At 43.2% G+C, this 13000-nt stretch carries 13 protein-coding genes and 5 tRNA genes; 6 read left to right on the top strand and 12 right to left on the bottom strand.

From position 1 onward, the window contains the following. The first annotated feature begins 129 nt into the window (after positions 1 to 129). The gene (locus E0D70_RS07745) at positions 130 to 837 is read left to right on the top strand and encodes a fumarylacetoacetate hydrolase family protein (protein ID WP_133011702.1); all 708 of its coding nucleotides are present in this window, start codon (positions 130 to 132) and stop codon (positions 835 to 837) included. On the opposite strand, the gene E0D70_RS07740 is transcribed toward E0D70_RS07745, so the two are convergent. Then, positions 827 to 1306, bottom strand: a complete 480-nt coding sequence (locus E0D70_RS07740) for a DTW domain-containing protein (protein ID WP_338068572.1) — start codon at positions 1304 to 1306, stop codon at positions 827 to 829. The two genes, E0D70_RS07745 and E0D70_RS07740, sit on opposite strands and share 11 nt — an antisense overlap. 277 nt (positions 1307 to 1583) lie before the next feature. On the opposite strand from E0D70_RS07740, the gene E0D70_RS07735 reads away from it, so the two are divergent. Then, a complete protein-coding gene (locus tag E0D70_RS07735) occupies positions 1584 to 1796 on the top strand; it encodes a cold-shock protein (RefSeq protein WP_133011700.1) in 213 nt (70 codons plus the stop codon). Between the two features lie 121 nt (positions 1797 to 1917). Next, a complete protein-coding gene (locus E0D70_RS07730; protein ID WP_240537026.1) occupies positions 1918 to 2574 on the top strand; it encodes a glutathione S-transferase in 657 nt (218 codons plus the stop codon). Between the two features lie 67 nt (positions 2575 to 2641). Here the strand turns inward: E0D70_RS07730 and E0D70_RS07725 are convergent, their stop codons facing one another. After that, the gene (locus tag E0D70_RS07725; protein WP_133011698.1) at positions 2642 to 3484 is read right to left on the bottom strand and encodes an outer membrane protein assembly factor BamD; all 843 of its coding nucleotides are present in this window, start codon (positions 3482 to 3484) and stop codon (positions 2642 to 2644) included. A 158-nt stretch (positions 3485 to 3642) separates the two neighbouring features. Here E0D70_RS07725 and rluD point away from each other — a divergent pair, with 158 nt between their 5' ends. The 3 genes from rluD (at position 3643) to clpB (ending at position 8175) form a co-directional block, all read left to right on the top strand. After that, positions 3643 to 4626, top strand: coding sequence for a 23S rRNA pseudouridine(1911/1915/1917) synthase RluD (rluD, locus tag E0D70_RS07720; protein ID WP_133011697.1), 984 nt, complete (start codon positions 3643 to 3645; stop codon positions 4624 to 4626). A gap of 91 nt (positions 4627 to 4717) precedes the next feature. After that, positions 4718 to 5476, top strand: a complete 759-nt coding sequence (gene pgeF, locus E0D70_RS07715; RefSeq protein WP_133011696.1) for a peptidoglycan editing factor PgeF — start codon at positions 4718 to 4720, stop codon at positions 5474 to 5476. A 116-nt stretch (positions 5477 to 5592) separates the two neighbouring features. Further along, entirely contained in the window at positions 5593 to 8175 is a 2583-nt protein-coding gene (gene clpB, locus E0D70_RS07710; RefSeq protein ID WP_133011695.1) for an ATP-dependent chaperone ClpB, read from the top strand. A gap of 83 nt (positions 8176 to 8258) precedes the next feature. Here clpB and E0D70_RS07705 read toward each other — a convergent pair whose 3' ends face one another. From E0D70_RS07705 to E0D70_RS07660, 10 genes are all read right to left on the bottom strand, one after another. Beyond that, positions 8259 to 8951, bottom strand: a complete 693-nt coding sequence (locus E0D70_RS07705; RefSeq protein ID WP_240537024.1) for a TIGR04219 family outer membrane beta-barrel protein — start codon at positions 8949 to 8951, stop codon at positions 8259 to 8261. 156 nt (positions 8952 to 9107) lie between these two features. Next, positions 9108 to 9182 (bottom strand) — tRNA-Gln (locus E0D70_RS07700). Between the two features lie 20 nt (positions 9183 to 9202). Beyond that, positions 9203 to 9279: transfer RNA gene (locus E0D70_RS07695), tRNA-Met, on the bottom strand. A 30-nt stretch (positions 9280 to 9309) separates the two neighbouring features. Next, positions 9310 to 9384 (bottom strand) — tRNA-Gln (locus E0D70_RS07690). Between the two features lie 12 nt (positions 9385 to 9396). Further along, positions 9397 to 9473 (bottom strand) — tRNA-Met (locus E0D70_RS07685). Positions 9474 to 9482: 9 nt separating this feature from the next. After that, positions 9483 to 9557: transfer RNA gene (locus E0D70_RS07680), tRNA-Gln, on the bottom strand. Positions 9558 to 9669: 112 nt separating this feature from the next. Next, positions 9670 to 10761: a redox-regulated ATPase YchF gene (gene ychF, locus E0D70_RS07675; RefSeq protein ID WP_133011694.1), complete on the bottom strand. Its 1092-nt coding sequence runs from the start codon at positions 10759 to 10761 to the stop codon at positions 9670 to 9672. A 26-nt stretch (positions 10762 to 10787) separates the two neighbouring features. After that, complete coding sequence (pth, locus tag E0D70_RS07670) at positions 10788 to 11372, bottom strand: aminoacyl-tRNA hydrolase (RefSeq protein WP_133011693.1); 585 nt, start codon at positions 11370 to 11372, stop codon at positions 10788 to 10790. Positions 11373 to 11397: 25 nt separating this feature from the next. After that, on the bottom strand, positions 11398 to 11970 hold the full coding sequence (locus tag E0D70_RS07665; RefSeq protein ID WP_133011692.1) for a 50S ribosomal protein L25/general stress protein Ctc: 573 nt from the start codon (positions 11968 to 11970) through the stop codon (positions 11398 to 11400). A gap of 68 nt (positions 11971 to 12038) precedes the next feature. Beyond that, positions 12039 to 12986: a ribose-phosphate diphosphokinase gene (locus tag E0D70_RS07660; RefSeq protein ID WP_133011691.1), complete on the bottom strand. Its 948-nt coding sequence runs from the start codon at positions 12984 to 12986 to the stop codon at positions 12039 to 12041. Positions 12987 to 13000 lie beyond the last annotated feature (14 nt).

Genomic DNA, 13000 nt, shown 5'->3' with positions numbered 1-13000 from the left:
TTGTAACGTTTTGAAGATATTGACTATTTCTTACCGTACGATAAGATGCGAGTAATTGGCTTTACTAATAATCCTTTCCCTCTTATGCTACTTCATAATAAAAACATCTAAATAGCCGCGAGGAATGTAATGAAGTATGTCGTCGAAAAGCAACCTGCTGTGTTGTTGCCAGTCACTAATAGCGATGATCTTTTTCCAGTCGGTCGAGTGTATTGCGTAGGGCGAAACTATGCTGAGCATTCTCGTGAAATGGGTGATGATCCAGACCGTGATCCACCCTTCTTTTTTTGTAAAGATGCTTCTTGTGTTTTTCCTGTGTCTTATGGTGTAAACAATACCATCCGTTATCCGATGGCAACCTCTCAGTTTGAGTATGAGGTTGAGTTGGTTGTTGCCCTTGGTAAAGGAGGGGTGAATTTATCTCTCGAGCAGGCTAAAGACTCGGTTCTTGGTTATGCGGTTGGCTTGGACATGACGCGTCGTGATCTGCAGGGGCAAGCTAAGAAAAAAGGACGACCATGGGAGGTGGGTAAATCGTTTGATCAGTCTGCGCCGATTGGTCCTATTACACTTCAGAGCCCTGAGTTGGCCGTTAGTGTCGCTTCAAGTGCTATATCCCTGTCGGTAAATGGCGATATAAAGCAAACTAGTAGTGTGGCTAATTTGACTTGGTCTATTGAAGAAGTGATTTGTAAGCTATCAGAGGTGTTTGAGTTGCGACCTGGGGATCTTATTATGACGGGGACGCCGGAGAATGTAGGCCCTGTTGTGATGGGTGATAGTATGTTGGCTAGCATTAATATGCTTGGTGATATTACCGTTTCTGTTACTGGTTAAACTCTAGAAACCTCTCTTTTAGTGCTGCTGCTTGTGGGGATTTCGCTTTATTTAAAAGATGGATGACCACTTCGGCAGTGCAAAGGCCTGCTTCTTTTTGATTTTTACGTTTTGTGTAAATTGATTTTTCTCCTTGGATTTCATAATGAGGGAAGTTTTTTAGGTAGGGGGATTGGTTGTACATTTTTCTGGCCTGCTGCCAGGTTCCATCTAAGATGATTATGTTTTGAATACTTGAAAAAGTGTCGCTTTCAAGGGTAGGAGAATCCTGATCGACTAAATAGACGATGGCGGTTGTGTTGGGGTTCAATGCCAATAGCTCAGGATGTGGGTTTTTTCTAGCCCATTCAATCATTCTACATTGGGCCATTAATACTTCTTGTACTAATTTCCCCGTTCCCGTTTTTTTCTTTCTCTCTTCACTGTGTGTTAATAACCAAATATTCATGTTGGATATCTTTACCCTCATTTTTGTTTTTCTATTATAATGATATTTAATGAGAAATATTGAATTTGAGCCTGATAAGTTATTAGTTTTTATATAAATCTTACATTTCATTACAAACTTTTTTTTAATGGGCTTCCCATTTGTTTTTCTTCGTCATATGATCAAAGTCTTAGTGTGTTTTTTAATCTATTTTCAGGTTTATAGATTGGGCGCTTTTAAACAGACTAAAAGATTATATTCTTTTAGTTTTAAATAAGGTGTTAAATTAATAGCACCATAAAAGAGAAATGAGGTTTTTATGTCAGGTCAATTAGTTTCCGGAATTGTTAAATGGTTTAATGACGAGAAAGGTTTTGGGTTCATTGAACGTGAAGGTGGTCCAGATGTGTTTGTTCATTTTCGTTCAATTAACGGTGACGGCCGTAAAACTTTGACAGAAGGTCAAAAAGTCTCTTTTGAAGTAACTCAAGGCCAGAAAGGTCCTCAAGCTGAGAACGTAACCGCTATCTAGGTAATGCGCGATAGAGGTCACTTTAGCGATTTAAAAAGCCATACCCTTGTGTGGTTTTTTTATGCCTCTCTTTTGCTGTATATTCAAACGTATATTGAATTACAGGTCTTGTGAGCAGATTTTGAATCCTATTTTATATTCCTTTCGTCGTTGTCCTTACGCGATAAGAGCAAGATATTGCCTTGCTATCTTAGATGTTCGTGTAGAAATAAGAGAAGTTGTTTTAAAAAATAAACCTGATGCTTTGTTGTTGCTCGGTGGTCGTACCAGTGTTCCTCAGCTGATTGACTCAAGGGGGCAGCGTTTTGCTGAAAGTTTAGATATTATTTTTTGGTCATTGGAAAATACAAATAACCAAACGTTAGCAAATTCTTTATGGCCGTGCGAGCGTACTAGGCAGCAGAAATTATTGTCTTGGATACATTATAATGACCATTTTTTTAAATATTGGTTAGATCGTTATAAATACGCAGACCGTTATCCAGAGTTTTCAGAGGAATATTATCGTTGTCGCGCAGAGGTGTTTCTGCGTAGGTTAGAGGGTCGATTAAAAAGCCATGCTTTTATAATGAGTGATTCATTGTCTCTTGCTGATATTTGTCTTTTTCCTTTTGTTCGTCAGTTTGCTGCTGTTGATCATGCCTGGTTTAACGGTAGTCGTTATGTAGAAGTGAGGCGCTGGCTGTCAGAGTTTTTGGCATCGGAGCTATTTTCTATTGTTATGACAAAATATGAAAAATGGGAAGATGGACAGCAGATGCGGACTTTTCCTGATTGAGGTTTTGTAAAAAGCTAACAGCAGAAGTTGTTTGCTGTTAGCTTTTTGTTTGCTAGTTTTTTATTTTCTAGTCAATGAGGCCAAAACTTACCCAATACCAAAAGTTTGGATTTGCGTCACTTGGCAATGGTAGTGGTATGAAATTCCCTTCTTTATTAAGGTGAGGGGAGTTTGGATAATTGTTCTTCAGCACGGATAAGTTTAATTGTGCTAAATCAGTGAGCTTAAGGTCATTATAAGACTGAATCGTGATTGCTAAAGCCTCTTCCACTGACGTTGACGTTGGGTAGTGGTCGATAACCGCTTGACCTCGACGTAATGCCGAAAGAGGGGCTTTGCGTTTTAGGTAGTAACGAGCAACTTGTAGTTCATGACGAGCGATTGTGTTGCGCAAGAAGATCATGCGCGCTTTGCCGTCAGGTGCGTACTTGCTGTTAGGGTATCTTTGTAAGAAGTCTCCCATTTCTCTAAAGGCTTTTTGCAGCTCTTGAGAATCTGTTTTACTAGGATCGCTATCTAGATAGCGTTGGAGAAGACTTTCAGATCCGCTATAAGTCGATAAAGCTCGCATGTAATACGCATAGTCAATGGCATCATGGTCTGGGTGGTTTTTTATAAAACGCTCAGCTGTTGAGTGAGCGGAAATATAATCTCCAGATTCGTATTGCGCGTAGATTAGATCCAGCTCTGCGCGAGTACTAAACTCGCCAAATGGGTAGCGAGAGTCTAAATCTTGTAGATTTTTGACTGCCGTTGCTGGAAGGTTTTCGGCGAAAGCTTGTTGAGCTTTTTCATAATAAGCATGTTCTGGGAGGTCCGGTTCTTGAACCTGTTTGCTTGAACATGCCGCAAGAAGTAAAGAAAAACTGGCGATTCCTGCGAATCGGAGCAGCGAGCGATTAAATCCCATGTATAATCAAAACCTTGAAGTGGTAAATTAGCCTCTATCGGCATTTTGTAGCGTTCTATTGCGAAATCAAAGTAAAAGGCAAGATGCTACACGTTTTTTCACTTTCAGATCTTATGATAAAATCAAAGGTCTGAAAACAACAGATTGAAATACATTGTATGGCAGAGCGCATAGTAAAAGAAGCCCAGGTCCCTTTTGATTTGGGTGGTACTCGTTTCGACCAAGTAGCGACTGAGCTATTTAATGATTATTCCCGTTCGAGAATCAAGATTTGGATAAAAGAGGGAACCCTTCTTGTCGATGGTAAAATCACCAAACCAAAAGAGAAGTTGTTTGGTGGTGAAGTGATAACTCTTGATGTTGTTCTTGAGGATCAGGAAGACCATGAAGCACAAGAAATGCCACTGGATATCATTTATGAAGATGATGATATTATTATTGTAAATAAACCGGCAGGCTTGGTAGTTCACCCTGCTGTGGGTAACCGAGATGGCACGTTAATGAATGCCATTTTGCACCACGCGCCAGAAACAGCCCATGTGCCTAGAGCGGGTATTGTTCATCGTCTAGACAAAGAAACAACCGGTTTGATGGTTGTTGCAAAAACTTTGGCGGCGCAAACAGATCTAGTGGCTCAGCTGCAAGAGCGTAGCATGGGGCGTGAGTATGAGGCTGTTGCTATTGGTGAGATGACTGGTGGTGGGATTGTTGATGAGCCTATTGGACGTCATCCTCATAACCGCCAGAAAATGGCGGTTGAGCCGGTGCATGGTAAAGACGCTGTGACTCACTATCGATTAGTGAAGCGTTTTAAAAACCATACGCACATACGTCTTAAGCTTGAAACAGGGCGTACACACCAGATTCGTGTTCATATGGCGTATATTCAATATCCGTTACTTGGTGATCCACAATATGGTGGACGCCTTAAAATGCCAAAAGCGTGTACGCCAGGCTTACAAGAGGCATTACGAGGGTTTCGCCGTCAGGCGCTGCATGCCAAAAAGCTAGAGTTATCACACCCTATTACGGGGGAGTGGATGCAATGGGAGATTGATCTTCCTGAGGATATGCAGTTGCTATTAGATGCCTTGAAAAAGGATCTGAAAGAATCGGACAGCGATGACTCGGAATATTTCTAATAAAAAAGCAGCTTCGGCTGCTTTTTTTTGCCCTGTTTTATTGCTCTGCTTTACTCTCTGTTCCTAATGGATTTTTTTATTGGAGAAAAATGTGACCGGCAAATCATCTCAAGCTTATTTAACCCCTTCATGGCCAGTGCCAGCAAATGTAAAGGCGTATGTATCAACGCGAAAGGGCGGTGTCAGTCAGGGAGAGTTTAGTTCGCTTAATTTAGGGGCGCATGTTGGTGATGACATGAGTGATGTGCAAACTAACCGCCAAATTTTTTCGTCTATTGTTGCTATGCCAGACAGTTTGATCTGGCTTAATCAGGTGCATGGGATTGATGTTGCTGTGTTACCTAATGATTGCGACTCTATTGCTGCTGATGCTGCGACTACGACAGAGCTAGGGCAGGTCTGTGCAGTGTTGACGGCTGACTGTCTCCCCGTATTTTTTTGTAATAAGTCGGGTACTCAAGTTGCGGTTGCTCATGCTGGCTGGCGCAGTTTGTGCTCTGGTGTCCTAGAGGAAACTTTGAGCCACTTCAGTGTATCGGATGACATTGTAGTTTGGTTGGGACCAGCTATCGGTCCTGAAGCCTTTGAAGTAGGGGGCGAGGTTCGAGACGCTTTTATTGAGCGGCAGAAAGAGGCAGAAGCGGCATTTACACTTCAGAATAATGGAAAGTGGTTAGGTGATCTTTATTTGTTGGCTCGCCAAAGGTTGGCCGCCCAAGGTGTGACTGAAGTGTATGGTGGCGATTTTTGTACTTATCAAAATGAAGATCAATTCTTTTCTTATCGGCGCGAGGGTAAGACTGGAAGAATGGCCTCGGTTATTTGGTTGGAAGCGTCGTTCAGCGTGTGAAAAATTTGTTTTTTATTGACGAGTGTCAAAAAAATGACACTCTCCTATTGAAAAGTCATTAAGCGGACCTATTTAATCAGTAACAAAAGATATTTCCCTTTTTCAAGGAGGTCAAAATGCAAATCGACCATTTAACGAGCAAGCTTCAGTTAGCCCTTTCCGATGCGCAATCCATTGCGCTTGGGCAGGATCATTCTTATATAGAACCTCTTCACTTAATTATAGCTTTGATGGATCAGCAGGGCGGTAGCACTCGTCCGATTCTCCAGCAAGCGGGTATTCAGGTAGCGAAATTTCGAGAAGGCTTAAACGCCCTGCTAGATCGTTTACCGAAAGTGAATGACCATGATGGCAATGTGCAGATCTCACCTGAATTGGGGCGTCTGTTTAACTTAGCGGATAAAGAGTCACAAAAACGAAAAGATCAATTTATTTCATCTGAATTGGTCTTAATGGTCATGTTTGATGGTAAAGATGATTTAGCAAAAGCATTAAAAGCGACAGGTGTGACGAAGGCTGATATAGCTTCAGTTATTGATAATGTTCGTGGTGGCGATTCAGTTGATGACCCGAATGCTGAGGAGAATCGTCAGGCACTTGATAAATATACTGTGGATCTAACCGCTAAAGCGGCTGAAGGTAAATTGGATCCTGTGATTGGTCGAGATGATGAGATTCGTCGCACTATTCAGGTGCTTCAGCGTCGTCGCAAAAATAACCCTGTGCTTATTGGTGAGCCCGGTGTTGGTAAGACCGCTATTGTGGAAGGTTTGGCGCAGCGCATTATTAATGGCGAAGTTCCAGAAGGATTGAAAAATAAACGGGTCCTATCGTTAGATATGGGCACCTTGATTGCTGGCGCGAAATTTCGTGGTGAATTTGAAGAGCGCCTGAAAGCGGTGCTGAATGAGTTGTCTAAGCAAGAAGGGCAAATCATCCTGTTTATTGATGAGATTCACACCATGGTTGGTGCTGGTAAAGCGGAAGGCTCTATGGATGCGGGTAATATGCTGAAACCAGCATTGGCTCGCGGTGAGCTTCATTGTGTAGGCGCGACCACACTAAATGAATATCGCCAGTATATTGAAAAAGATGCTGCTCTCGAACGTCGTTTTCAAAAAGTCTTAGTCGAAGAGCCTACGGTGTTGGATTCGATTGCGATTTTGCGTGGTTTGAAAGAGCGCTATGAAGTGCATCACGGTGTGGATATTACTGATGCAGCGATTATTGCGGCGGCTAAGTTGTCCCAGCGTTATATTACGGATCGCCAATTGCCTGATAAGGCCATTGATTTGATCGATGAGGCGGCGAGTCGAATTCGCATGGAAATGGATTCTAAGCCTGAGGATATGGATCGCCTAGAGCGCCGTTTGATTCAATTAAAAATTGAGAAAGAAGCGCTTAAGAAAGAAAAAGACAAGGCTTCTAAGGTGCGCTTAGGAGAATTGGAGGAAGAAATTGAGGTGCTGCAGAAGCAGTATTCTGATTTAGAAGAGATTTGGAATGCTGAAAAAGCCTCTCTTCAAGGTGCGCAAAAATTAAAAGAAGAGCTGGAGTCTGTCAAGCAGGAAATGGAAGAAGCCCGTCGTAAAGGTGATTTGGCAAAAATGTCAGAACTCCAATACGGTGTTATTCCAATGCTGGAAGCGGAGATCGTAAAAGCGGGTCAAGCTGAAGAGCAGACTGAAACGACGCTGTTGAAAAATCGAGTGACAGAAGAAGAAATTGCTACGGTCGTGTCTCGTTGGACTGGTATTCCAGTAGATAAGATGCTGGAAGGTGAAAGGGATCGTTTGTTGCGCATGGAAGATGCGTTGCATGAGTCTGTTATTGGGCAAGATGAGGCCGTTCATGCTGTCTCTAATGCGGTAAGGCGCTCCCGTTCTGGATTGGCAGACCCTGATCGCCCTAATGGCTCATTTCTCTTTCTAGGGCCTACTGGTGTCGGTAAAACCGAGTTATGTAAGTCATTGGCTACGTTCTTATTTGATACTGAGCAGGCGATGGTGCGAATTGATATGTCTGAGTTTATGGAGAAGCACTCTGTGGCTCGATTGATCGGTGCGCCTCCGGGCTATGTTGGCTATGAAGAAGGCGGTTATTTGACCGAGGCAGTAAGGCGACGTCCGTACTCTGTGTTGTTGCTTGATGAAATAGAAAAGGCACATCCAGATGTATTTAATATTTTACTTCAAGTGTTGGATGATGGTCGTTTAACAGATGGCCAAGGTAGAACGGTGGACTTTAGAAATACCGTTATTGTTATGACGTCGAATCTTGGCTCTGATGTTATTCAAGGGTACCAATCCGATGATCAATATGAAGAAATTAAGTCTAAAGTGATGGAAGTGGTGGGTATGCACTTCAGGCCTGAATTTATTAACCGCATAGATGAGACGGTCGTTTTCCATCCATTAATGCAGGCGCAAATTAAAGGCATTGCTAAAATTCAATTGGCGCATCTAAATGATCGATTGAGTGAAATGGGGATGACTTTGACCTTGTCAGAGGCTGCGTCAGATCAGTTGGCGGAGATAGGTTATGATCCTATTTACGGAGCTCGACCTTTGAAGCGAGCTATACAGCAATGGATAGAGAATCCATTAGCGAACCAATTGTTGTCTGGGGACTTTGTTTCGGGCGATCATATTCTTGCGAATGCCGTAGACAAAAAAATTGTTTTTACTAAGTCTGCTTAATTTATTTGAGTAATCGTTTTACTTATTGTTTAGATAAAAAAAGCCTCGCTGATTCAGCGAGGCTTTTTTATGCAGTCGCTTTTTTAGAAATCGACAAAAGCACCGATAAAGACGCCAGAGAAATCGCTTTTAACGTTTTTCCCGCCGATGTCGCTTAGGTCTAGGTTCATTTTGCGATAGCCGCCTTCGATACCGACTAAGAAAGGCGTTTCGTATTTTACTTTTAAAGTAGTGTCTGTGATGCTTGAGCCATCGAAACCGCCAGCTTTTACTTCACCACCAAAGGATAGGCGAGTACCTGGGACAGTGACGTATCCAGAAAGGTAGCCAAGTGGGTAAGAGTCAGATAAATCTGTTTTAGAGCCTGCTATCGTCACAGAACCATCAAATTTACGTAGGGTTAGGCCGGCGTCTAGGTCGATCCAAAGAAGCCCATCAAGAAATTCGTAGTAAAGTGTGTAATCTTGGTGAGAAAGGTCTAACTTGGCAGAATTGCTACCGCCGCTGCCATTGTCGACGTTGCCATTAGCTTTCAAGCTAAGGCTTTGGAATCGAACGTTAGGGATGATTGGCAGCGGGTGTTCAAAAGCAATACCAAAATAGGTGCCGCTTTTGCCATCTAGATCGGCAGACTTTTTACTGATGCCGTGATTATTGATAGAGCTATTATCGGCACTTGGAGAGTAAGAACCAACCTCGGCGGTAAGGCCAAGAACATCGGCATGCGCTGCGCCTGCTAGTAAAGCAGTGGTAAGGACTAGGGCTGATTTCATCATAATGTAGCATCCATAAATGAAAGATTGACAAATTTCTTCCATTATAGGTCTTCAGGTAACAAAATCCAGAAAAATAAGGAGTAAGAAAGAAGTAATGAGGATGTCAGTATGGAGTTAATGCATTATGAGGTGATGATATGTGCGATGTGGATATGATGGCTGGGGTAGCAGGATTCGAACCTACGCATGACAGGATCAAAACCTGTTGCCTTACCGCTTGGCTATACCCCAAAAATCATATTATCGTCGAGTGGTGGCTATGACTAGATTCGAACTAGTGACCCCATCATTATGAGTGATGTGCTCTAACCAACTGAGCTACATAGCCTAAACTCTATTTTTGTACTTTGTCTTTCGATGGCTGGGGTAGCAGGATTCGAACCTACGCATGACAGGATCAAAACCTGTTGCCTTACCGCTTGGCTATACCCCAATATCGAATTGTTGGTGGCTATGACTAGATTCGAACTAGTGACCCCATCATTATGAGTGATGTGCTCTAACCAACTGAGCTACATAGCCGTCGTCTATTGGCTGGGGTAGCAGGATTCGAACCTACGCATGACAGGATCAAAACCTGTTGCCTTACCGCTTGGCTATACCCCAATAGACTATCACAAGGACAGTTTTCGTATTACGATCTGCTGTCTCTGTGGCGCGATATTATTCATATAAGTCGTTAATGGGTCAAGTCTTTTCTAGATTTTTTTCTAATAAATCAAACGTTAAAACGAAAATGCATCACATCGCCATCTTTCACGATGTACTCTTTTCCTTCTAAGCGCCATTTACCAGCTTCTTTCGCGCCACTTTCACCTTTATATTGGATGAAATCATCATAAGCAACGACTTCTGCGCGGATAAAGCCTTTTTCAAAGTCTGTATGGATCACACCGGCTGCCTGTGGGCCAGTTGCGCCTTGTTTGACTGTCCATGCACGAACTTCTTTAACGCCTGCTGTGAAGTAGGTCTGAAGGCCTAAGAGCTCATAGCCTGCGCGAATGACTCGGTCGAGTCCTGGCTCTGTCATGCCCATTTCATCTAGAAACTCTTGCATCTCTTCTAAGTCCAGTTCAGAGATTTCTGCTTCTAGTTGATTGCAGATAGGAACTACCATGGCGCCTTCTGCGGCGGCAATTTCACGGACTTGATCTAGATGTGGGTTGTTTTCAAATCCATCTTCAGCAACGTTAGCAATGTACATCGTTGGTTTGGTGGTTAAGAGGTGAAATGCTTTTACTTCTTTTTCTTGATCTTCGGACATTTCCATTGCGCGAACAGGTAAGCCGTTTTCTAGGTGATCTTTAATGCTTTCTAGAAATGCTTTGTGGGCAATGGCGTCTTTGTTGCCACTTTTGGCATTTTTTCCTGTGCGGAATATTTGCTTCTCTATGGATTCTAGATCTGCAAAGATTAATTCTAAATTGATGACTTCAATGTCTGCTTTAGGGTCTACTTTGTTTGATACATGGATGACGTTGTCATCTTCAAAGCATCGAACTACGTGAGCAATAGCGTCTGTTTCACGAATATTGGCAAGGAATTTATTGCCAAGACCTTCGCCTTTTGATGCGCCTTCTACAAGGCCAGCAATATCAACAAATTCCATTGTGGTGGCAAGTACGCGTTCAGGCTTCACTATTTCAGAGAGAGCGTCTAAACGAGGATCAGGCATGGCGACGACGCCGGCATTTGGCTCAATAGTACAAAAAGGGAAGTTTTCTGCACCTATGCCTGCTTTGGTTAGGGCGTTAAAAAGAGTTGATTTACCAACGTTAGGTAGCCCTACGATGCCGCAATTAAAACCCATAGTGATATTCCTGAATAATTAAGTGGTTATGCTTTGAAGCTATGTAAATGATTCATCACGGGATTGAGGTTGCCGAGTACAATATCATCCACATAGCGTAACGATTCATCGATCGTTTGCTGTATTTTGCTGTAGTCATCTGGTGAGGCTTTTTTAAGAACATAATTAGCCACTTGGCTGGCATGTCCGGGGTGGCCAATGCCTATTCGTAATCGCCCAAAATCTCGATTATTTGCCAGTTTAGCTATGATGTCTTTTAAGCCGTTGTGGCCGCCGTGGCCGCCACCTTTTTTAAGCTTAACTGTGCCAGGGGGGATATCAAGTTCATCATGAATGACAAGAACTTCTTCTGGAGGGATTTTATAAAACTGGCAAACGGCCTGTACCGCTTTCCCGCTTAAATTCATATAGGTGGTGGGAATAAGTAAGTAGCATTCTTCACCAGCTATAGAAACTTTGCCAAATTGGCCTGAGAATTTTTTTTCAGTACGTAAAAGGCATTGGCTCTGACGAGCCAATGCCTCAATCCACTGTGCACCTGCATTGTGACGAGTATTCTCGTATTCGCTACCTGGATTACCCAGACCGACTAATAATTTGAAACCTGCCACAATACTACACCTTTAATGGTTTTTACTATTTCACTTTACCGATACGAGCGATAGGTTGGTCGTGATCTTCGCCTTTAAGTAAAGCGATTAGCTCAACGCCTTCAGGGATAGTCGTATCAGATAGGTGGAAAATCTGACCGAATTGGCCGTTGATAGCATCAACAACTAGTTCAGTTGGAAGGTTTGCTGGTAGGCAACGAACTTCCGCTAGTTTAGCTTCAACAGTCAAGCGACCGCCAGCTTTAACGCCGTCGCTTTTAGCTGCGTTGATGAAAGTTAAAGGAACACGAGTCGTGATCGTTTGGTCTTCAGCAATACGTAGCATATCCATGTGCATTACGTTGCCTGTTGCTGGATGGCGTTGAAGTGCTTTAACAAGTACTTTTTCCGCTTTTCCGTCAACAGATACTTCTACAATGCTAGTTAGGAAACCAGGCGTTGTAACAGCTTTCAGTATTTCGTTGTCTTTAAACGTAATGGATTTTGGTTCTGCGCTGCCACCGTAGATTACGGCAGGCACTAGGCCTTCTTTACGAAGGCGGCGGCTCGCACCTTTACCTTCTAGAGTACGGGCAGCGGCATTAACAGATAATGTCATGGTATTATTCCTAATAAATAGTAAGTTGTGCCCAGAACTGCGACCCGTTCCGAGCGAATGTGTTTGGATTAGGCCCCAAACATGGCACTGATAGACTCTTCGTTGCATACGCGACGAACAGCCTCCGCCATAATGTCAGACATCGACAATTGGCGTATTTGAGGGCAATTAAGCGCCTCTTGTGTCAATGGGATGGTATCAGTCACGACCAACTCATCAAGCACGGAATTTTTTATATTTTCGATCGCTTTGCCAGATAATACAGGGTGAGTGCAGTAAGCTAATACTTTCGCAGCACCATGTTCTTTTAAGGCTTTGGCAGCGGCGCATAAGGTGCCACCGGTGTCACACATATCATCGATAAGTACGCATGTTTTTCCAGCAACATCACCAATCAAATGCATGATTTGTGCTTCATTAGCGCGAGGTCGGCGTTTGTCGATGATGGCCAGATCTGCATCGTCTAACAATTTTGCAAAAGCGCGTGCGCGAACAACACCACCCACATCAGGTGAGACAACGGCGATATTCTCGTGGCCTTGGCGCTGTAGGTCATCTAGTAATAATGGCGTAGCATAAACGTTATCCACAGGGATATCGAAAAAGCCTTGAATCTGATCGGCATGTAGGTCGACCGTTAATACACGGTTAATGCCCACCGCAGAAATCATATCAGCAACCACTTTTGCGGTGATTGGAACGCGGGCAGATCGAACGCGTCGATCTTGTCGAGCATAACCAAAGTAAGGAATGACTGCCGTTACGCGAGAAGCGGATGCGCGACGCAGAGCGTCTGCCATCACAATCAATTCCATTAAATTATCATTACTAGGAGCGCAAGTGGACTGGATGATAAAAACGTCTTTACCTCGAACGTTTTCATTAATCTCAACCGCAATTTCACCGTCGCTAAATTTACCTACGGTTGCATTTCCGATGGGTAAGCCTAAGCGGCGAACTACCCTGCGAGCGAGCTCAGGGTTTGCATTACCGGTAAAAACCATTAACTTAGACACTGTTATACCCTTTG

This window comes from Marinomonas flavescens, assembly GCF_004352835.1.
Taxonomy (GTDB): domain Bacteria; phylum Pseudomonadota; class Gammaproteobacteria; order Pseudomonadales; family Marinomonadaceae; genus Marinomonas; species Marinomonas flavescens.
The sequence above is the reverse complement of the archived record's forward strand: the minus strand, read 5'-3'. Positions and strand labels throughout refer to the sequence as shown.

Bases quoted from the DNA above. Each gene is read 5' to 3' on its own strand.
- E0D70_RS07665 (WP_133011692.1), bottom strand. From the start codon at position 11,970: ATGACATTATCTGTTAATGCCGCTGCCCGTACTCTAGAAGGTAAAGGT.
- E0D70_RS07725 (WP_133011698.1), bottom strand. From the start codon at position 3,484: ATGGGATTTAATCGCTCGCTGCTCCGATTCGCAGGAATCGCCAGTTTT.
- E0D70_RS07735 (WP_133011700.1), top strand. From the start codon at position 1,584: ATGTCAGGTCAATTAGTTTCCGGAATTGTTAAATGGTTTAATGACGAG.
- E0D70_RS07705 (WP_240537024.1), bottom strand. From the start codon at position 8,951: ATGATGAAATCAGCCCTAGTCCTTACCACTGCTTTACTAGCAGGCGCA.
- E0D70_RS07740 (WP_338068572.1), bottom strand. From the start codon at position 1,306: ATGAGGGTAAAGATATCCAACATGAATATTTGGTTATTAACACACAGT.
- clpB (WP_133011695.1), top strand. From the start codon at position 5,593: ATGCAAATCGACCATTTAACGAGCAAGCTTCAGTTAGCCCTTTCCGAT.
- ychF (WP_133011694.1), bottom strand. From the start codon at position 10,761: ATGGGTTTTAATTGCGGCATCGTAGGGCTACCTAACGTTGGTAAATCA.
- rluD (WP_133011697.1), top strand. From the start codon at position 3,643: ATGGCAGAGCGCATAGTAAAAGAAGCCCAGGTCCCTTTTGATTTGGGT.
- E0D70_RS07745 (WP_133011702.1), top strand. From the start codon at position 130: ATGAAGTATGTCGTCGAAAAGCAACCTGCTGTGTTGTTGCCAGTCACT.